Origin of the sequence: Marinibaculum pumilum, from assembly GCF_042646425.1 — a bacterium.
GTDB classification, from domain to species: Bacteria; Pseudomonadota; Alphaproteobacteria; order Ferrovibrionales; family Ferrovibrionaceae; genus Marinibaculum; species Marinibaculum pumilum.
Genome location: NZ_JBHRTR010000005.1, coordinates 230,401 through 248,199 on the forward strand (window position 1 = coordinate 230,401; position 17,799 = coordinate 248,199).

Sequence of the window (17,799 nt, forward strand, 5' to 3'; positions counted from 1 at the left end):
CGATGGCCGTCAGGTGGCGGGCACGGTCTGCACGATCTCGCCGGAGACGATGGTGCGGACGCTGCCGTCGGGACGTTCCAGCATCAGGGCGCCGTCATGGCCGAAGTCGAGGAAGCGGCCCTGCAGCTCCTCCCGGCCCAGGCGGACGGTGATCGCGGCCCCCAGGCCCTCCGCGCGATCCAGCCAGGCGCGGCGGACGGGCGCGAAGCCCTCGGCCGCGAAACGGCTGCACCAGTCCGCCAGGTGGACCAGGTAGGCGGCGGCGACCGCCTCCGGATCGTCCTGGCCATGATCGGCCAGGCAGGTCGCCGGATAGCGTTCCGTGGCGCCGTCGGGGACGAAGCGGACATTGACCCCGGTACCGATGATCAGATGGTCCAGGCCGCCGTCGGGGCGTGCCCCGGATTCAAGCAGAATCCCGGACAGCTTCGCACCGGCGATCCGCAGGTCGTTCGGCCATTTGCAGGTCAGCAGCGCGGACGCCGCCGGCGCGCATTCGTCGATTGCCGCCGCCAGCGCGACGGCCGTGACGAAGGAAAACAGGCCGGCTTCCTGCGGCGGCATGCCGGGCCTTAGCAGGGCGGAGCAGTAGAGGTTGCCGGGCGGCGAATGCCATTGGCGGCCGCGGCGGCCGCGACCGCTGAGCTGCTCCTCGGCAATGATCAGCAGCAGGCCGGGATCGCCGTCCCGCGCCCGGTCGCGCGCCTCGTCGTTGGTGCTGCCGACCTGGCGCAGCCGTTCCACCCGCCATCCGGGGGCAGCGATCGGCATCCGGCCGGTCCTTGTGCGGTTCGCCTGCCGGACGCCCTAGTCGTGCGCCGGCGTCTCTCCCGCCGCTTCCTTTTCCAGATGGGCCTTGTCGGCGGCCTGCTCCGCATCCATGCGGGCATGGCTGTTGGCCATCAGCTGCTGCGCGGCGCTTTGTGCGCTGCTGACCAGTGGCCCGGGCAGCACGATGTAGAACAGCACCAGCACCCCGGTGACCAGGCTGACGACGGCCAGTTCGGGGCGCATCGGCCGCTCCAGCGGCTCGCCCTCCGGCACGTCGAAATACATCACCTTGATGATGCGGATGTAATAGAAGGCGCCAATCACGCTGGCCAGGATGCCGATCACGGCCAGGGTGTAGAGGCCGGCATTGATGCCCGCCATGAAGACGTAGAACTTGGCGAAGAATCCGGCCAGCGGCGGCACGCCGGCGAGCGAGAACAGGAACACCGCCATCGCCAGCGACAGGCCCGGATGGGTGCGCGACATGCCGGCCAGGTCGTCGATATTCTCCACCATGCCGTCCCGGTTCCGCAGCGCCAGGATGCAGGCGAACATGCCCAGGTTCATGACGATATAGATCGCCATGTACAGCAGCACGCCGCGCACGCCTTCCTCGGTGCCTGCGGCAACGCCGATCAGCGCATAGCCGACATGCCCGATCGTGGAATAGGCCATCAGCCGCTTGATGTTGCGCTGGTTCAGCGCGGCGACCGCGCCCAGCACCATCGACAGGACGGAGATCACCACGATGATCTGGCGCCACTGGTCGTCGATGCCGCCCAGCGGCTCCATCAGGGCACGCAGCAGCAGGCAGATCGCCGCCACCTTCGGCGCCACCGCAAAGAAGGCGGTGACCGAGGTCGGTGCGCCCTCATAGACGTCCGGCGTCCACATGTGGAACGGCACGGCCGAGATCTTGAAGGCCAGGCCGGCGATCAGGAACACCAGGCCGACGACGACGCCGACCCGGTTCTCGGTCAGGCCGTTGGCGAAGACCTGCGACAGCCCGTCGAACGAGGTGGTGCCGCTGAAGCCGTAGAGCAGCGAGCAGCCATAGAGCAGCAGGCCCGAGGACAGGGCGCCCAGCATGAAGTATTTCAGCCCGGCCTCGGTCGAGCGGCCGGAATCCCGCTTGAATGCGGCGATCACGTAGAGCGACAGCGACTGCAGCTCCAGGCCGACATAAAGCGAGATCAGATCGTTGGCGGAGACCATCAGGGTCATCCCGATGGTCGCCGTCAGCACCAGGATGGGGAACTCGAAGCGTTCCATCCGCTCCTGGCGGTTGTAGTGCAGCGACAGGATCAGCGCCCCGATCGAGCCGATCAGGATCAGGGTCTTGGCGAAGCGCGACAGGCTGTCGGTGACGTAGAGGCCGCTCAGCGCGACGGTGCGGTCGGCCGGGCCGAGCCAGACCAGGACCAGCATCACCGCCAGGACCAGGACCGACAGCCAGGCGACCAGGCGGGTGCCGCGGTCGCCGATGAAGACGCCGACCATCAGCAGGACCAGGACCGCGGCGGCCAGGAAGATCTCCGGCAGCGCCGGCCAGATCGTCGGGACGGTTGTTGCGAGCTCGTTCATCAATCCGTCCTCAGAACCGGTTCGGGTTCAGGCCCGCCGCCTCCAGCGAGGCGGCGTGGTCGGCCACAAGCTTCTGCACCGACGCATCCATGACATCCAGGAACGGCTGCGGGTACAGGCCGAACCAGAACGCCAGGATCACCAGGGGCGCGAAGATCAGGATCTCGCGCATGCTCAGGTCCTTGAGCCCGAACAGGTCCTGCTTCACCAGCTCGCCGAACATCACGTTGCGGTAGAGCCACAGGGAATAGACCGCCGACAGGACGACGGAGGTGGTGGCCAGGAAAGCGACCCAGGTGTTCGCCTTGAAGGCGCCGGCCAGCGACAGGAATTCGCCGACGAAGCCGGCCAGGCCGGGCAGGCCCACCGATGCCATGATGAATATCATGAACACCAGGGCGAACATCGGCATCTTGTTCACCACGCCGCCATATCTGGCGATGTCGCGGCTGTGGATCTGGTCGTACAGCACGCCGACGCACAGGAACAGCGCGCCGGAGATGAAGCCGTGCGCCAGCATCAGGATGATCGCGCCCTCGATGCCGATGATGGTGAAGGAGAACATGCCCACTTTCACCACGCCCATATGGGCGATGGATGAGTAGGCGATGACCTTCTTCATATCCTCCTGCACCAGGGCGACCATCGATGTGTAGATGATCGATATGATCGAGAGGGCGAGGATCAGCGGCGCGAAGAAATCGGAGCCCAGCGGGAAGATCGGGATCGAGAAGCGCAGCAGGCCGTAGCCGCCGAACTTCAGCAGCACGCCCGCCAGCAGCACCGAGCCCGCGGTCGGCGCCTCGACATGCGCGTCCGGCAGCCAGGTATGGACCGGCCAGATCGGCACCTTCACCGCGAAGGAGATGAAGAAGGCGATCCACAGCCAGTACTGCTCCTGTGCCGTGAAGTCGAACTCCATCAGGGTCGGGATGTCGGTCGTGCCGGTGCGCCAGTACATGTACAGGATCGACAGCAGCATCAGGACGGAGCCGGCGAACGTGAACATGAAGAACTTCAGCGAGGCATAGACCCGGTTCTGCCCGCCCCAGACGCCGATGATCAGGAACATCGGGATCAGGCTGGCCTCGTAGAAGATGAAGAACATCACCAGGTCCATGGAGGTGAAGACCCCGATCATCAGGGTTTCCATCACCAGGAAGGCGATCATGTATTCCCGCACCCGCTTCGTGATGCTGTTCCACGAGGCGAGGATGCACAGCGGCATCAGCAGGGTGGACAGCAGCACGAACAGCATCGAGATGCCGTCGATGCCCAGCTGGTAGCGGATCCCGTCCGCCAGCCAGTCGCCCTGCTCCACATACTGGAAGTCGGCCGTCTCGCGGTTGAAGCCGAACCAGAGGATCAGCGACACCGCGAAGGTGATCACCGTCGTCCACAAGGCCACGTTGCGGGCGTTGCGGGCCACCGTCTGCTCGGTGCCGCGGACACCGAGGATGAAGACCACGCCGACGAGCGGCAGGAAGGTCAGGATCGAGAGGATCGGAGCATCGGTCATCGCGATCAGTGCCCGCCGCCGCTTTCAAAGAAATAGAAGGTCACGAACGCCACGATGCCGATCAGCATCGCGAAGGCGTAGTGATAGACATAGCCGGACTGCAGCGCGGCGACCCGCCGCGAGGCATTGGCCATCACCCGGGCGATGCCGTTGGCACCGAAGCCGTCGATGATCCGCCCGTCGCCGTCCCGCCACAGCCGCTTCGACACCCAGATATACGGGTCGATGAAGATGTGGCCGTAGAGCCAGTCGAAGTACCACTTGTTGAACAGGAAGGCGTGCAGCGGCTTGTTGCGTTCCGCCAGCTGGCCCGGGATGGCGCGGTTGCGGATCCAGAACTGCCAGCCGATCAGCACGCCGGACACCGCGGCGACCAGGGTCGCCAGCTTCACCCACAGGGGCACATTGTGGCCGGCCTCCATGGCGGGATTGCTGTCCAGCACCAGGATCGAGTCCTTCCAGTAGTCGTGCCAGTGATGGCCGACCAGCAGGTCGTAGAACAGCATGCCGCCGAACACTGCCAGGATCGCCAGCAGCGCCATCGGGGCGATCATCACCAGCGGGCTCTCGTGGATCTTCGCCATCGCCTCCGGCGAGCCCCGCTCCTCCTGGTGGAAGGTCATGAACAGCAGCCGCCAGGAATAGACCGCGGTCAGGATGGCGGCCGCGACACCCAGCACCCAGGCATAGAGCCCGACACCGGTGCCGGCGCCCCAGGCGGCTTCCAGCATGAAGTCCTTGGAATAGAAGGCGGCGAAGAAGGGCAGCCCGGCGATCGCGATGCTGCCGATCCACATGTACATGTACGTGATGCGGATATACTTCCACAGGCCGCCCATCTTGCGCATGTCCTGCTCGTCGCTCATCGCGTGGATGACCGAGCCGGCGCTGAGGAACAGCAGCGCCTTGAACATCGCGTGGGTGCCCAGGTGGAACATGGCGGCCGGATAGGCGCTGACGCCGATCGCAAAGAACATGTAGCCCAGCTGGCTGCAGGTCGAATAGGCGATCACCCGCTTGATGTCGAACTGGGTCAGGCCGATCGTCGCCGCGAAGAAGCAGGTGGAGGCGCCGATCACGGTGATCACCGCCAGAGTGACGGGCGCGTATTCCAGCATCGGCGAGATGCGGGCGCAGAGGAAGACGCCGGCGGTCACCATGGTCGCGGCATGGATCAGCGCGGAGACCGGGGTCGGGCCCTCCATCGCGTCGGGCAGCCAGGTGTGCAGCCCCAGCTGTGCCGACTTGCCCATCGCGCCGACGAACAGCAGCAGGGTCGCCACCGTCAGGAAGTCCAGCTCCATGCTGAGGAAGGAGATGGTCCGGCCGGCCATGTCCGGGGTTGCCTGGAACACGGTGGCGAAGTCGACGCTGCCGAACATGTAGAAGACGGCGAAGATGCCCAGCGCGAAGCCGAAATCACCCACCCGGTTGACCACGAAGGCCTTGAAGGCGGCGTTGTTGGCGCTGGTGCGCTTGAACCAGAAGCCGACCAGCAGGTAGGAGGCGACGCCGACCCCTTCCCAGCCGAAGAACATCTGGACGAAATTGTCGGCGGTCACCAGCGCCAGCATGGCGAAGGTGAAGAAGGAGATGTAGGCGAAGAACCGCGGCTTGTGCGGGTCGTGCGCCATATAGCCGATCGAATAGATGTGCACGACCGACGACACCAGGGTCACCACCAGCAGCATCCAGACCGTCAGCTGGTCGACATAGATGCCCCAGGCGACCGCCATGGTGTCGGAGCGGAACCAGGTCATCACCTTCACATGCACGACCTCGCCGCCCAGGCCGACCTCGAAGAAGGCGATGACCGACAGGATGAACGAGATCACCACCGCGGCGCTGCATGTCCACATGCTGGCGCGGTCGCCGATGATCCGGCCGCCCAGGCCGGCGATGATCGCGGCGATGAGCGGCAGGAAGACGATCAGGGAATACATACGCCCGCTCAGCCCTTCATCATGTTGATGTCTTCCACGGCGATCGTCCCGCGGTTGCGGAAATAGACCACCAGGATCGCCAGGCCGATCGCCGCTTCCGCCGCCGCCACGGTCAGCACCAGCAGGGCGAAGATCTGACCGGTGAGGTCGCCCAGATGCGTGGAGAAGGCGACGAGGTTCATGTTGACCGCAAGCAGCATGAGCTCGATCGACATCAGGATGACGATCACGTTCTTGCGGTTCATGAAGATCCCGAAGATCCCCAGCGCGAACAGGATCGCGGCCACCGTCAGGAAATGTCCTAGTCCGATATCCGGCACGGTCATGTCCCCCTTGCCGGCCCGGTCGGCCGGCTATTCCCAAGAGGGCAGCCGGCCGCCGGGGCCGGCATCCCCTCCACTGACCCGCTCCCCGATTGCCGGGTGCGGTGGTTCAAGTCTCTGCCCTGCCCCCTCGGCAGGCCGGCCGCCCCCTGGCGGCCATGTCGTCGCTGGCGCCGGCGGTCAGATACCCTGCCCCGGCTCCACCTTCTTCAGGCTCACCGCCTCGCTGCGCAGGCGCGCGTTCTGGGCGGCGATGTTCTGCTTGCGCACGCCGACCCGCGCCCGGTGGGTCAGCACGATCGCGCCCACCATCGCCACCAGCAGGATCAGACCCGCCACCTGGAAGGCGTAGATGAAGTAGGTGTACATCACCTGCCCGATGGCATGCGCGTTGGTGACCTCGGTGAAGGCCGGGATCGGCAGGCGCGAGACGGCCGGCACGTCCGGCGAATAGGCCCAGGCGCCGATCACCAGGAACAGTTCCACCAGCAGAATCGCGCCGACCAGCGCGCCCACCGGCAGGTATTGCAGGAAGCCCTGGCGCAGCTCGACGAAGTTGATGTCCAGCATCATGACGACGAACAGGAACAGCACCGCCACCGCGCCGACATAGACGACGATCAGCATCAGGCCGATGAATTCCGCCCCCATCAGGACGAACAGCCCGGCGGAATTGACGAAGGCCAGGATCAGGAACAGGACCGAATGCACCGGGTTGCGGGAGGCGATCACCATGAACGCCGACCCGATGGTCACGGCCGAGAGGATATAGAAGGCGATGCTCTGGATGATCATGGACGCAGCGCCCCCCGGAGACGTCTAGTGCGGCTGCAGGCCGCGCGGCCGGACACCCCCAGGCCGGACACCCCCAGGCCGGAGATCGCCGGGCCGGAGATCGCCGTGCCGCCGGGCAGCCGCCAGATATCAGCGATACGGCGCATCGGCCTCGATGTTCCGGGCGATTTCATATTCCCACCGGTCCCCGTTTTCCAGGAGTTTTTCCTTGTCGTAGAAGAGCTCTTCGCGCGTTTCCGTCGCGAACTCGTAGTTCGGCCCCTCAACGATCGCATCCACCGGGCAGGCTTCCTGGCAGAAGCCGCAATAGATGCACTTGGTCATGTCGATGTCGTAGCGGGTGGTGCGCCGCGACCCGTCCTCGCGCGGCTCCGCCTCGATGGTGATGGCGAGCGCCGGACAGATTGCCTCGCACAGCTTGCAGGCGATGCAGCGCTCCTCCCCCGTCGCATAGCGGCGCAGGGCATGTTCGCCGCGGAAGCGCGGGCTGAGCGGCCCCTTCTGGTAGGGATAGTTCAGGGTCGCCCGCCGCCGGAACATGTAGCGGAAGGTGAGCGCCATGCCCGAGGCCATTTCCGACAGGAAGAGCGCGCGGGCGCTGCGATCCAGGAATGACATCTCCAAACTCTCCAATCCCGTCCGCCGGGGGCCCTCTGCGCGGCCTGCCCGGCGGGACGATGTTTCGCCTCAGCCGGGCGCGCCGGTCGAGGTCGGTATCCAGCCCGTGGCCATCAGCACGCCGGCGGTGATCACCAGCCAGATCAGCGAGCCCGGCAGGAACACCTTCCAGCCCAGGCGCATCAGCTGGTCATAGCGGTAGCGCGGGATCGTCGCGCGGACCCAGATGAACACGAACAGCAGAAGGATGATCTTCAGGACGAACCAGATGATCCCGGGGATCCAGGTGAACGGCGCCACCCCGAACGGCGCCAGCCAGCCACCCAGGAACAGGATCGTGGTCATGGCGCTCATCAGGATCATGTTCGCGTATTCGCCCAGGAAGAACAGGACGAACGCCATCGACGAATATTCCACCTGGTAGCCGGCGACCAGCTCCGACTCCGCCTCCGGCAGGTCGAAGGGGTGCCGGTTGGTCTCCGCCAGGGTGGAGATGAAGAACATGACGAACATCGGGAAGAGCGGGATGAAGAACCAGATCTTCTCCTGCGCCAGCACGATGTCGGTCAGGTTCAGCGAGCCCACGCAGAGCAGGACCGAGATGATGATCAGGCCCATCGAGACTTCGTAGGACACCATCTGCGCCGACGACCGCAGCGCGCCCAGGAAGGCGTAGCGCGAGTTCGACGCCCAGCCGGCCATGATGATGCCGTAGACCCCGAGGGAGGAGACCGCGAACAGGTAGGTGATGCCGATATTGATGTCGGCGATCACCCAGCCCTCGCTGACCGGGATCACCGCCCAGGCGATCATCGCCAGGATGTAGGTGATCATCGGCGCGGCGAAGAAGACGATGCGGTTGGCGCCCGCAGGTATGACCGTCTCCTTGAACGCCGCCTTCACCGCGTCCGCGAAGGGCTGCAGCAGGCCGAACGGGCCGACGACGTTCGGGCCCATGCGCAGCTGCATGGCGGCCAGCACCTTGCGCTCCATCAGGGTCAGGTAGGCGACGCAGATCAGCAGCGGGACCAGAAGCAGCAGGATCTGACCCAGGATGATCAGGCCCGGCCACAGATAGCCCTGCCAGAAAATAGTCCAGAAGCCTGGATCAGCCATCGGTGCCGGTCCCCCCCGCCCCATGCGCCGTCCCCGCCACCGTGGCTCGGACCAGCGCGCTGCATTCCTGCATCACGGCCGAGGCGCGGGTGATCGGATTGACCAGATAGACATCGCGGATCGGGCTGACGAACGGCGCGTCGCCCATCGCCTCCACCTTGCCGCGGCCGGCCGTCCATTCCGCCGGGGTCACCTCGTCCACGGCGGAGAAATGCGGCGCCAGCTCCAGGATCCGCGCCCGCAGCGCGGCCAGGTCGTCATAGCCCAGCTTCTTGTCCAGCACCGCGGAGAGGGCGCGCAGGATGCTCCAGTCCTCCCGCGCATCGCCGGGCGGCGCGGCGGCCTTGCGGCCCAGCTGCACCCGGCCCTCGGTGTTGACCCAGATGGCGTCCTTTTCCGGATAGGCGGCCGCCGGCAGGATCACGTCCGCCCGCGCGGCGCCGGCATCGCCGTGACTGCCCATATAGATCACAAAGGCATCGCCGAAGGCGTCCTTTTCGAACTCGTCGTGATGGGACAGGAACACCACCTCGATCTCGCCGGCCTTCGCAGCCGCCAGGATGCCGGCAGTGTCGCGGCCGCCCTCTCCCGGCACGAAGCCGATATCCAGGCCGCCGACCCTGGATGCCGCCGTGTGCAGCACGCCGAAGCCGTTCCAGCCGGGGCTTTCCTCGCTCGCCGGAATCACCGCGCCGACCTTGTCCGCCAGCGCCCGGGCGGTGGCTTGTACCGCGGCGCCGTCGGGCCGTGCCAGGGCGCCCATGCCGAGGATGATCAGCGGGCGTTCGGCCTTCTCCAGCACCTCGAAGAAGCTGTGCCGCCCCTCCGCCAGGTCCGTCAGGGTGGCCGGGCCGTTGCCCAGATGCTGGGCGTCATAGGTCAGGTCGCCGCCGTTCCAGTCCTGGAACTCGCCGATCGTGGCCACCGGCAGATGGCCGCGGCGCTGCAGCCAGGTCTTGCGGATGCGGGCATTGACCAGCGACGCCTCCCAGCGCGGATAGCTGCCCACCAGCAGCACCGCGTCGGCCTCCTCGATGCCGGCGATGGTGCTGTTCAGCAGATAGCCGGCCCGGTCGGTCGGGTCGAAGGTCGCGCCATCGGCGCGGCAGTCCAGGTTGCTGCTGCCCAGCGCCGTGACCAGGTCCTTCAGGGCGGTCATCCCCTCGACGCAGGCCAGGTCGCCGGCGATCGCCGCCACCTTCTCCCCCGCCACGCCGTCCAGCCGCGCCCGGATCGCCTCGAACGCTTCCGGCCAGCCGGCCGCCTGCAGCTTGCCGTCGCGGCGCACATAGGGCCGGTCCAGCCGCCGCGAACGCAGCCCGTCGAAGACGAAGCGGCTGCGGTCGGAAAGCCATTCCTCGTTCACCGCCTCGTTCAGGCGGGGCAGGATCCGCATCACCTCGCGGCCGCGGACATCCAGCCGGATGCTGGCCCCGACCGCGTCCATCGCGTCGACGCTCTCGGTCTTCTTCAGCTCCCACGGCCGGGCGGTGAAGGCATAGGGCTTGGAGGTCAGCGCCCCCACCGGGCAGAGGTCGATGACATTGCCGGACAGCTCCGACGTCATCGCATGTTCCAGATAGGTGGTGATCTCCATGTCCTCGCCGCGGCCCGTCGCGCCGAGTTCCGGCACCCCGGCCACCTCGCCGGCGAAGCGGATGCAGCGGGTGCAGTGGATGCAGCGGGTCATCACCGTCTTGATCAGCGGACCCATATACTTGTCTTTGACGGCGCGCTTGTTCTCGTCGTAGCGGCTGCCGCCCTTCCCGTAGGCCATGCTCTGGTCCTGCAGGTCGCATTCGCCGCCCTGGTCGCAGATCGGGCAGTCCAGCGGATGGTTGATCAGCAGGAACTCCATCACGCCTTCGCGCGCCTTGCGGACCAGCGGCGTGTTGGTGCGGATCACCATGCCGTCGCCGGCCGGCATCGCGCAGGACGCGATCGGCTTCGGCGAGCGCTCCATCTCCACCAGGCACATCCGGCAATTGCCGGCGATGGACAGGCGTTCGTGATAGCAGAACCGCGGCACTTCCTTGCCGGCCATCTCGCAGGCCTGCAGGACCGTCGTGCCGGGTTCGACCTCGACCTCGATTCCGTCAACCGTGAGCGTCGGCATCTCAGCTCCCGCCTTTCGCAAACTTCGGCATCACCCTGCCCGCTCCGCTCTCGCCCGTCATCACTGGCCCGTCATCCCGCTGTGCCGCCGCTTCACTCGGCGGCCTGCGGGGCGTAGCGCTCCTTGATCCGGCGTTCAAGTTCCGGGCGGAAATGCCGCACCAGCCCCTGGATCGGCCAGGCCGCCGCATCGCCGAGCGCGCAGATCGTATGGCCCTCGACCTGGTAGGTGACCTCCAGCAGGGTGTCGATCTCCGACAGCTCGGCCTCGCCGCGGACCAGGCGTTCCATCACCCGCCACATCCAGCCGGTGCCCTCGCGGCAGGGCGTGCACTGGCCGCAGCTCTCATGCTTGTAGAACTTGGACAGGCGCGCGATTGCGCGCACCACGTCGACCGACTTGTCCATCACGATCACGGCCGCGGTGCCCAGGCCGGACTTCACCTCGCGCAGCGAATCGAAGTCCATCAGGATCTCGTCGCAGGTCGCCTTCGGCAGCAGCGGGACAGAGGCGCCGCCCGGGATCACCGCCTGCAGGTTGTCCCAGCCGCCGATCACGCCGCCGGCATGCTTCTCGATGAGCTCCCGCAGCGGGATGCCCATCTCCTCCTCGACATTGCAGGGCTGGTTCACGCAGCCGGAGATGCAGAACACCTTGGTGCCGGTGTTGTTGGGCCGGCCCAGGCCGGCGAACCATTCCGCGCCGCGGCGCAGGATGGTCGGCGCGACCGCGATGCTCTCCACGTTGTTCACCGTGGTCGGGCAGCCCCAGACGCCGACATTGGCCGGAAACGGCGGCTTCAGCCGGGGCTGGCCCTTATGCCCTTCCAGGCTCTGGATCAGCGCCGTTTCCTCGCCGCAGATATAGGCGCCTGCCCCGCGATGCACGTAGACGTCGAAGTCGTAGCCCGAGCCGCAGGCATTGCGGCCGACCAGGCCGGCCTCATAGGCCTCGTCGATCGCGGCCTCCAGCACGTCGGCCTCGTCGTGGAACTCGCCGCGGATATAAATGTAGGCCGCCACCGCGTTCATCGCGAAGCCGGCGACCAGGCAACCCTCGATCAGCTTGTGCGGATCGTGGCGCATCATGTCCCGGTCCTTGCAGGTGCCGGGCTCGCCCTCGTCGGCATTGACCACCAGATAGGCCGGGCGACCGTCGGACTGCTTGGGCATGAAGGACCATTTCAGGCCGGTCGGAAAGCCGGCCCCGCCGCGGCCGCGCAGGCCGGATTTCTTCATCTCGTCGATGATCGCGTCGCGGCCGCGCGCCAGGATCTCGCCCGTGCCGTCCCAGTCGCCACGCATGCGGGCCGATTTCAGGCGCCAGTCATGGTGGCCGTAGAGGTTCGTGAAGATCCGGTCCTGATCCGCAAGCATCGCCTAAATCCGCTCACTTCCGGCGCGCCGCTTCCGGCCCGCCCCGTTCTTGTTCCCGCGACACCAGGTGCCGCGTCCGCCGGTCACTCCGCCGCGTCGCCGCGCCTGGCCGGTTCGCCGTAGTTGACGTCCGATGCCACGAGGCTCGTCTGTCCGCCGGCCGGGCAGGATGTCTGCCGCCCCGCCAGGGAACCGGCCGGCGGCGCCTTGCCGGCCGCGACAGCGTCCAGCAGCTCCACCACGTTCTCCGGCGTCAGGTCCTCGTAATAGCCATCGCCGATCTGCAGCATCGGCGCGTTCACGCAGGCGCCCAGGCACTCCACCTCCTTCAGGGTGAAGGCGCCGTCGGCGCTCGTCTGCCCCAGGTGGATGCCGAGCCGCTTCTCGCAGGCGGCGACGATGGCGTCGGAGCCGCGCAGCCAGCACGGGGTGGTGGTGCAGACCTGCACCAGGTGGCGGCCCACCGGTGCCAGGTTGAACATCGTGTAGAAGGTCGCGACCTCCCAGGCCCGGATGTAGGGCATGTCCAGCAGCTCGGCGACATGACGCACCGCGGCCTGCGGCAGCCAGTTGTCGTGCTGGCGCTGCGCCAGGTCCAGCAGCGGGATCACCGCGCTCTGCTGCCGGCCGGGCGGATACTTGGCGATGACCCGCTTCGCCTTTTCGGCATTGGCCTCGGTGAAGGCGAAGCTGTCGGGCTGCGCCTCGGGCGGCGCGATGGTCGGTGCCGTCATCGGTCGATCTCCCCGAACACGATGTCCATGCTGCCCACGATCGCGACGGCATCGGCGAGCATGTAGCCCTTCGACAGGAAATCCGTGGCCTGAAGGTGGACATAGGCCGGGGAGCGGATCTTGCAGCGATAGGGCTTGTTGCTGCCGTCGGAGACCAGGTAGACGCCGAACTCGCCCTTGGTGGATTCCACCGCGGCATAGGCCTCGCCGGCGGGCACGTGATAGCCCTCGGTATAGAGCTTGAAGTGGTGGATCAGCGCCTCCATCGAGCGCTTCATCTCCGCCCGCGGCGGCGGCACGACCTTGCGGTCGTCGGCATGGACCGGGCCGCCGGGCATCTTCTCGATGCACTGGCGCATGATGCGCACGCTCTGGCGCATCTCCTCCACCCGGCAGAGATAGCGGGCATAGCAGTCGCCGTTATTGCCGACCGGCAGGTCGAAATCCATCTCCGCATAGGCGTCGTAGGGCTGCGCCTTGCGCAGATCCCAGGGCACGCCGGCGGAGCGCAGCATGATGCCGGTAAAGCCCCAGTCGATGGCATCCTCCGGCGTGATCGGGCCGACATCGACGTTGCGCTGCTTGAAGATGCGGTTCTCGGTCAGCAGGTCCTCGATATCGTCGATGACCTTTCCGACCCGGTCGCAATACTTGTAGATCTCCTCCGCCATGCCGGCCGGCATGTCCTGGTGGACGCCGCCGGGGCGGAAATAGGCGCAGTGCATGCGCGCGCCGGAGACCCCTTCGTAGAACTCCATCATCTTCTCGCGCTCTTCGAAGCCCCAGAGCGCGGGCGTGGTGGCGCCGACGTCGAGCGCATGCGTGGTGACGTTCAGCATGTGGTTCATGACACGGGTCAGTTCGCTGAACAGCACGCGCACATACTGGCCGCGCGGCGGCACGGTCAGGCCCAGCAGCCGTTCCACGGCGAGCGCGTAGGCATGCTCCTGGTTCATCGGCGAGACATAGTCCAGCCGGTCGAAATAGGGCACCGCCTGCAGGTATGTCTTGTGCTCGATCAGCTTTTCGGTGCCGCGGTGCAGGAGGCCGATATGCGGGTCCGCCCGCTCGACCACCTCGCCGTCCAGCTCCAGCACCAGGCGCAGCACGCCATGCGCCGCCGGGTGCTGGGGCCCGAAGTTCATCGTGTAGTTGGCGATCTGGACCTCGCCCATCGCGCCGCTCCTCAAGATCCGTCCCGGGCATGCCCTGCGGCATGCCCGTCTGCACCTGCCGTTCGTCCCGCAGCCCGGGCCGCGGGACCGGCCGTCATTTCTTTTCCGCCGCCGCCTCGGCCTTCTCGTCGCCGGGCAGGACATATTGCGCGCCTTCCCAGGGGCTCATGAAGTCGAAGCCCCGGAACTCCTGGGTCAGGGTCACGGGTTCGTAGACCACCCGCTTCTGCTCGGCGTCATAGCGCACTTCGACATGCCCCGTGAGGGGGAAGTCCTTGCGCATCGGATGCCCCTCGAAGCCGTAGTCGGTGAGCAGCCGCCGCAGGTCCGGATGGTCGGAGAACAGGACCCCGTAAAGGTCCCAGACCTCGCGCTCGAACCAGTTGGCGCAGGAAAACACGCCGGTCACCGACGGCACCGGGGTTTCCTCGTCCGTCGCCAGCTTGACCCGCAGCCGCTGGTTCAGGCGCAGGCTCAGCAGGTGGTAGACCACCTCGAACCGCTTCGGCCGGTCCGGATAGTCCACGCCGCAGATGTCGACCAGCATCGCGAACTGGCAATTGCTGTCGTCGCGCAGGAAGGTCATCACGCCGACGACATGGTCCGCGCGCACCTGGATCGTCAGTTCGCCATGGGCCACATCGGTGCCAAGCACGTCGTCGCTGCGCGCCCCGGCGATATAGCTGCCGAGTTCGTGCAGCGCGTGGTCCTGGTCCGCCGCCTCGCTCACTTGCCCCGTCCCTTCTGTTGCGCGTCCCGCCTAGCGGGCAATGGTCGACGTCCGGCGGATCTTACGCTGCAGCTGCAGGATGCCGTAGACCAGCGCCTCCGCGGTCGGCGGGCAGCCCGGCACGTAGATGTCGACCGGCACGATGCGGTCGCAGCCGCGCACCACCGAATAGGAATAGTGGTAGTAGCCGCCGCCATTGGCGCATGACCCCATGGAGATCACGTAGCGCGGCTCCGGCATCTGGTCATAGAGCTTGCGCAGCGCCGGCGCCATCTTGTTGGTCAGGGTGCCGGCGACGATCATCACGTCGGACTGCCGCGGCGAGGCCCGCGGCATCGCCCCGAAGCGGTCCAGGTCGTAGCGGGCCATGTAGGCATGGATCATCTCCACGCCGCAGCAGGCCAGGCCGAAGGTCATCGGCCAGAGCGAGCCCGTCCGGCCCCAGTTCACCAGCTTGTCCAGGCTGGTGATCAGGAAGCCGCGATCGGCCAGCTCGGCATTGACCTCCCTGAAGAAGGCGTCCTGGGACAGGTCCTGTGCCGCCCTGTCCTGGACGGCGGGTCCGGGTGTCGCGACAGACATCTGACTACTCCAGCATCAACAATGCGCAGGGCATTCCGGGGCTCCGGCCCGGCGGAGCACCATTCGGCTCCGGCACGGGAAGCACCCCCGTCCCTGCCCGGTCAACGTCCGCGGGCTCATTCCCATTCCAGGGCGCCCTTCTTCCACTCGTAGACGAAGCCGATCGTCAGCACGCCCAGGAACACCATCATCGACCAGAAGCCGAACATGCCGATATCGCCCAGGGTGATCGCCCAGGGAAACAGGAAGGCCACCTCGAGGTCGAAGATGATGAACAGGATGGCGACCAGGTAGAAGCGGACGTCGAATTGGCGGCGCGAATCCGAGAACGGCTCGAAGCCGCATTCGTAGGTGGAGACCTTCTCGGGATCGGGGTTCTGCCGGGCGGTGATGAACGGGATGAAGATCAGGACGACCGACAGGCCGCCGGCAAGGGCGATGAAGATCGCGATCGGGAGATATTCCTGCAGAAGTGCGTCCATCTTTCTCTCGCCCTGTCCGGCCTCTCTCGCCCAGTCCGGCTTCTCTTGCCCAGTCCGGCTTCTCTTGCCCAGTCCGGCTACTCTTGCCCTGTCTCGTTCGCCCGCGCGGCCGGCGCTCACCCGCCTGGCTGGGGCCCGCTGCCCCGTTTCGACAGGGACGGCGAAACGCCGGGGGCCGCTGCGGATATCGGTCGCTAGCCGTATACCGGTCGGACGCCTTTGCCAACCGGTTTGCCATTGCACTGCGACATTCGCCATCGCAGTGCGACATTCAGTGTGCAGCGCAGCGAAGGCTTCGCGGGGCGGAGTATAGTGGTCGGCGGGGCCGGAGGCAAAGCCGCATCGGCTGCGATTCCGAAGCCGACAGAAGAGGTTAACGGGACTTTGCCCTGCCCCGCCTGCCGGCTCGCTACGCCTGGAGGCGGAAGACCCGCCGGGCATTGCCGGACAGGAAAGCCGCCCGCTGCGCATCGTCCAGGCCCAGCGCGTCGAGGCCTTCGAGGCATTTCGCGGGCGTGATCATCGGGTAGTTGGTGCCGAACATGACCCGGCTCTGCCCCAGGCCGTGCATATACTCCACGAAGCCGGCGGGAAGGCGCGCCAGGGTGTAGGCGGAGGTGTCGACATGGAAGTTCGGGAACTTGACGGTCAGGGAGACCAGTTCGTCCAGCCAGGGAAAGCCGACATGCCCGCCGACCACGGTCAGGTCCGGAAAGTCGAGCAGAACGTCCTCCAGATAGGGAATCAGGCGGCCGGTCTCCGAGCGCCGCAGGGGGCCCGTATGGCCGATCTGCGTGCAGAACGGGACGCCGGCCTCGATGCAGGCGACGTAGACCGGATAGTAGCGCCGGTCGTTCGGCGGCAGGTCCCAGAGCCAGGGCACGACCCGCACGCCGACGAAGCGGCGCCCGTCCACCCAGCGACGGATCTCACGCACCGCTCCCATCGGGTCGGTCAGGTCCACGCTGGCCAGGCCGCGGAGCCGGTCGGGCGCCTGTTCGATCTGCGCCGCGACCTCCGCGTTGGAAATCAGGGCGCCCTGCGGGCCGTGCCAGGCCGAGAGGAGCGCGATCTCTACCCCGCCCGCGTCCATCGCGGCCAGCGCCTCCGGCACCGTCGGCACCGGCCGGCGGCCGCTCCGCCCGGTCCAGCGCAGCAGGGTCGCCATCCAGGGCGCCTCCGCCATCCGTTCGGTCGTGATCTGTGCCCATGCATCGATGATCGCCATCGGCGGCCTCCATCCGATTATAACTTCATGTATGAAGTATATAGCCGGATCGATGCCCCCGGACCAGGGCAGCCCCGACCGATGCGACCGGCGCCATGACCGCCCGGGAGCTGCGCCTTTACCACCGGCTGCAGCGCGCCGCCCATGACCTGAAGAAGGCCGCCGACCGCAGGGTCGTCGAAGCCGCCGACCTGACGACCGCGCAGGCCGCGGTCCTGGCCGTGGTGATGGATGGCGAGCCGGCCTCGCAGAGGGGCGTGGCGGAGGCGCTTGGCCTCAACGAATCCGCGGTGACGGCGATGGTGGGCCGGCTGCTGACGGCCGGCTATCTGGTCCGCACCCGCAGCGCCGCGGACCAGCGGGCCTGGGAACTGCGGCTGAGCCCGGCGGGGCGCGAGGTGCTGGCACGCATCGAGACCCCCTTCGCAGGGGTCAACCGGCGGATCGAGGAGGTGCTGTCGAAGGAAGAGATGCAGTCGCTGGCCGACTGCCTGGACCGGCTGTCCGACGCGTTCCGCGCCGACTGAGGTCCGGAGACACCCGCTGCGGCGGATGCGCCTTGCCCGGCATCCGGGCACCGGCAGGATGGCGCGAGTGACGGGACTCGAACCCGCGGCCTCTGGCGTGACAGGCCAGCGCTCTAACCAACTGAGCTACACCCGCATCCAACCGGTTCCGTCAGCGCGCCGATGCGTATCGCCGGTGAC

Annotated in this window: 16 protein-coding genes, 1 tRNA gene and 1 pseudogene; 1 reads left to right on the forward strand and 17 read right to left on the reverse strand. The window is 66.9% G+C overall.

What is annotated here, in order from left to right; translation table 11 throughout:
• Window positions 1-9: 9 nt before the first annotated feature.
• The 16 genes and pseudogenes from ACFOGJ_RS02020 to ACFOGJ_RS02095 form a co-directional block, all read right to left on the reverse strand.
• The gene (locus ACFOGJ_RS02020; RefSeq protein WP_379897733.1) at window positions 10-771 is read right to left on the reverse strand and encodes a biotin--[acetyl-CoA-carboxylase] ligase; all 762 of its coding nucleotides are present in this window, start codon (window positions 769-771) and stop codon (window positions 10-12) included.
• Window positions 772-903: 132 nt separating this feature from the next.
• Window positions 904-2,355: pseudogene (gene nuoN, locus ACFOGJ_RS02025) on the reverse strand (NADH-quinone oxidoreductase subunit NuoN); the annotation flags it as partial.
• A 10-nt stretch (window positions 2,356-2,365) separates the two neighbouring features.
• Complete coding sequence (locus tag ACFOGJ_RS02030) at window positions 2,366-3,874, reverse strand: NADH-quinone oxidoreductase subunit M (protein ID WP_379897734.1); 1,509 nt, start codon at window positions 3,872-3,874, stop codon at window positions 2,366-2,368.
• Between the two features lie 5 nt (window positions 3,875-3,879).
• A complete protein-coding gene (gene nuoL, locus ACFOGJ_RS02035) occupies window positions 3,880-5,817 on the reverse strand; it encodes an NADH-quinone oxidoreductase subunit L (protein ID WP_379897735.1) in 1,938 nt (645 codons plus the stop codon).
• Window positions 5,818-5,825: 8 nt separating this feature from the next.
• Window positions 5,826-6,143, reverse strand: a complete 318-nt coding sequence (gene nuoK / locus ACFOGJ_RS02040) for an NADH-quinone oxidoreductase subunit NuoK (RefSeq protein WP_379897736.1) — start codon at window positions 6,141-6,143, stop codon at window positions 5,826-5,828.
• 177 nt (window positions 6,144-6,320) lie between these two features.
• Window positions 6,321-6,935 (reverse strand): NADH-quinone oxidoreductase subunit J, encoded by a 615-nt coding sequence (locus tag ACFOGJ_RS02045; RefSeq protein ID WP_379897737.1) that lies wholly within the window; start codon window positions 6,933-6,935, stop codon window positions 6,321-6,323.
• 129 nt (window positions 6,936-7,064) lie between these two features.
• Window positions 7,065-7,553: an NADH-quinone oxidoreductase subunit NuoI gene (gene nuoI, locus ACFOGJ_RS02050; protein WP_379897739.1), complete on the reverse strand. Its 489-nt coding sequence runs from the start codon at window positions 7,551-7,553 to the stop codon at window positions 7,065-7,067.
• A gap of 69 nt (window positions 7,554-7,622) precedes the next feature.
• Window positions 7,623-8,669: an NADH-quinone oxidoreductase subunit NuoH gene (gene nuoH, locus ACFOGJ_RS02055; RefSeq protein WP_379897740.1), complete on the reverse strand. Its 1,047-nt coding sequence runs from the start codon at window positions 8,667-8,669 to the stop codon at window positions 7,623-7,625.
• A complete protein-coding gene (gene nuoG / locus ACFOGJ_RS02060) occupies window positions 8,662-10,785 on the reverse strand; it encodes an NADH-quinone oxidoreductase subunit NuoG (RefSeq protein WP_379897741.1) in 2,124 nt (707 codons plus the stop codon). Before nuoG ends, nuoH begins: the two co-directional genes overlap by 8 nt.
• Before the next feature lie 92 nt (window positions 10,786-10,877).
• Complete coding sequence (nuoF, locus tag ACFOGJ_RS02065) at window positions 10,878-12,161, reverse strand: NADH-quinone oxidoreductase subunit NuoF (RefSeq protein ID WP_379897742.1); 1,284 nt, start codon at window positions 12,159-12,161, stop codon at window positions 10,878-10,880.
• Window positions 12,162-12,244: 83 nt separating this feature from the next.
• Window positions 12,245-12,895 (reverse strand): NADH-quinone oxidoreductase subunit NuoE, encoded by a 651-nt coding sequence (gene nuoE / locus ACFOGJ_RS02070; RefSeq protein ID WP_379897743.1) that lies wholly within the window; start codon window positions 12,893-12,895, stop codon window positions 12,245-12,247.
• On the reverse strand, window positions 12,892-14,070 hold the full coding sequence (locus tag ACFOGJ_RS02075) for an NADH-quinone oxidoreductase subunit D (RefSeq protein ID WP_379897744.1): 1,179 nt from the start codon (window positions 14,068-14,070) through the stop codon (window positions 12,892-12,894). Before ACFOGJ_RS02075 ends, nuoE begins: the two co-directional genes overlap by 4 nt.
• A gap of 94 nt (window positions 14,071-14,164) precedes the next feature.
• Window positions 14,165-14,800: an NADH-quinone oxidoreductase subunit C gene (locus ACFOGJ_RS02080; RefSeq protein WP_379897746.1), complete on the reverse strand. Its 636-nt coding sequence runs from the start codon at window positions 14,798-14,800 to the stop codon at window positions 14,165-14,167.
• Window positions 14,801-14,830: 30 nt separating this feature from the next.
• Window positions 14,831-15,382: a NuoB/complex I 20 kDa subunit family protein gene (locus ACFOGJ_RS02085; RefSeq protein ID WP_379897748.1), complete on the reverse strand. Its 552-nt coding sequence runs from the start codon at window positions 15,380-15,382 to the stop codon at window positions 14,831-14,833.
• 116 nt (window positions 15,383-15,498) lie between these two features.
• Entirely contained in the window at window positions 15,499-15,864 is a 366-nt protein-coding gene (locus ACFOGJ_RS02090) for an NADH-quinone oxidoreductase subunit A (protein WP_379897750.1), read from the reverse strand.
• A 409-nt stretch (window positions 15,865-16,273) separates the two neighbouring features.
• Entirely contained in the window at window positions 16,274-17,092 is an 819-nt protein-coding gene (locus ACFOGJ_RS02095) for an amidohydrolase family protein (RefSeq protein ID WP_379897751.1), read from the reverse strand.
• A gap of 95 nt (window positions 17,093-17,187) precedes the next feature.
• Between ACFOGJ_RS02095 and ACFOGJ_RS02100 the strand changes: the two genes are divergently transcribed.
• A complete protein-coding gene (locus ACFOGJ_RS02100) occupies window positions 17,188-17,619 on the forward strand; it encodes a MarR family winged helix-turn-helix transcriptional regulator (protein ID WP_379897753.1) in 432 nt (143 codons plus the stop codon).
• Between the two features lie 59 nt (window positions 17,620-17,678).
• On the opposite strand, the gene ACFOGJ_RS02105 is transcribed toward ACFOGJ_RS02100, so the two are convergent.
• Window positions 17,679-17,755: transfer RNA gene (locus tag ACFOGJ_RS02105), tRNA-Asp, on the reverse strand.
• Window positions 17,756-17,799 lie beyond the last annotated feature (44 nt).

Excerpts from the sequence above, each read along its gene's own strand:
- ACFOGJ_RS02020 (WP_379897733.1), bottom strand. The coding sequence starts at position 771 with ATGCCGATCGCTGCCCCCGGATGGCGGGTGGAACGGCTGCGCCAGGTC.
- ACFOGJ_RS02075 (WP_379897744.1), bottom strand. The coding sequence starts at position 14,070 with ATGGGCGAGGTCCAGATCGCCAACTACACGATGAACTTCGGGCCCCAG.
- ACFOGJ_RS02045 (WP_379897737.1), bottom strand. The coding sequence starts at position 6,935 with ATGATCATCCAGAGCATCGCCTTCTATATCCTCTCGGCCGTGACCATC.
- nuoL (WP_379897735.1), bottom strand. The coding sequence starts at position 5,817 with ATGTATTCCCTGATCGTCTTCCTGCCGCTCATCGCCGCGATCATCGCC.
- ACFOGJ_RS02085 (WP_379897748.1), bottom strand. The coding sequence starts at position 15,382 with ATGTCTGTCGCGACACCCGGACCCGCCGTCCAGGACAGGGCGGCACAG.
- nuoF (WP_379897742.1), bottom strand. The coding sequence starts at position 12,161 with ATGCTTGCGGATCAGGACCGGATCTTCACGAACCTCTACGGCCACCAT.
- ACFOGJ_RS02100 (WP_379897753.1), top strand. The coding sequence starts at position 17,188 with ATGACCGCCCGGGAGCTGCGCCTTTACCACCGGCTGCAGCGCGCCGCC.
- nuoE (WP_379897743.1), bottom strand. The coding sequence starts at position 12,895 with ATGACGGCACCGACCATCGCGCCGCCCGAGGCGCAGCCCGACAGCTTC.
- nuoH (WP_379897740.1), bottom strand. The coding sequence starts at position 8,669 with ATGGCTGATCCAGGCTTCTGGACTATTTTCTGGCAGGGCTATCTGTGG.
- nuoK (WP_379897736.1), bottom strand. The coding sequence starts at position 6,143 with ATGACCGTGCCGGATATCGGACTAGGACATTTCCTGACGGTGGCCGCG.
- ACFOGJ_RS02090 (WP_379897750.1), bottom strand. The coding sequence starts at position 15,864 with ATGGACGCACTTCTGCAGGAATATCTCCCGATCGCGATCTTCATCGCC.
- nuoG (WP_379897741.1), bottom strand. The coding sequence starts at position 10,785 with ATGCCGACGCTCACGGTTGACGGAATCGAGGTCGAGGTCGAACCCGGC.
- nuoI (WP_379897739.1), bottom strand. The coding sequence starts at position 7,553 with ATGTCATTCCTGGATCGCAGCGCCCGCGCGCTCTTCCTGTCGGAAATG.
- ACFOGJ_RS02030 (WP_379897734.1), bottom strand. The coding sequence starts at position 3,874 with ATGACCGATGCTCCGATCCTCTCGATCCTGACCTTCCTGCCGCTCGTC.
- ACFOGJ_RS02095 (WP_379897751.1), bottom strand. The coding sequence starts at position 17,092 with ATGGCGATCATCGATGCATGGGCACAGATCACGACCGAACGGATGGCG.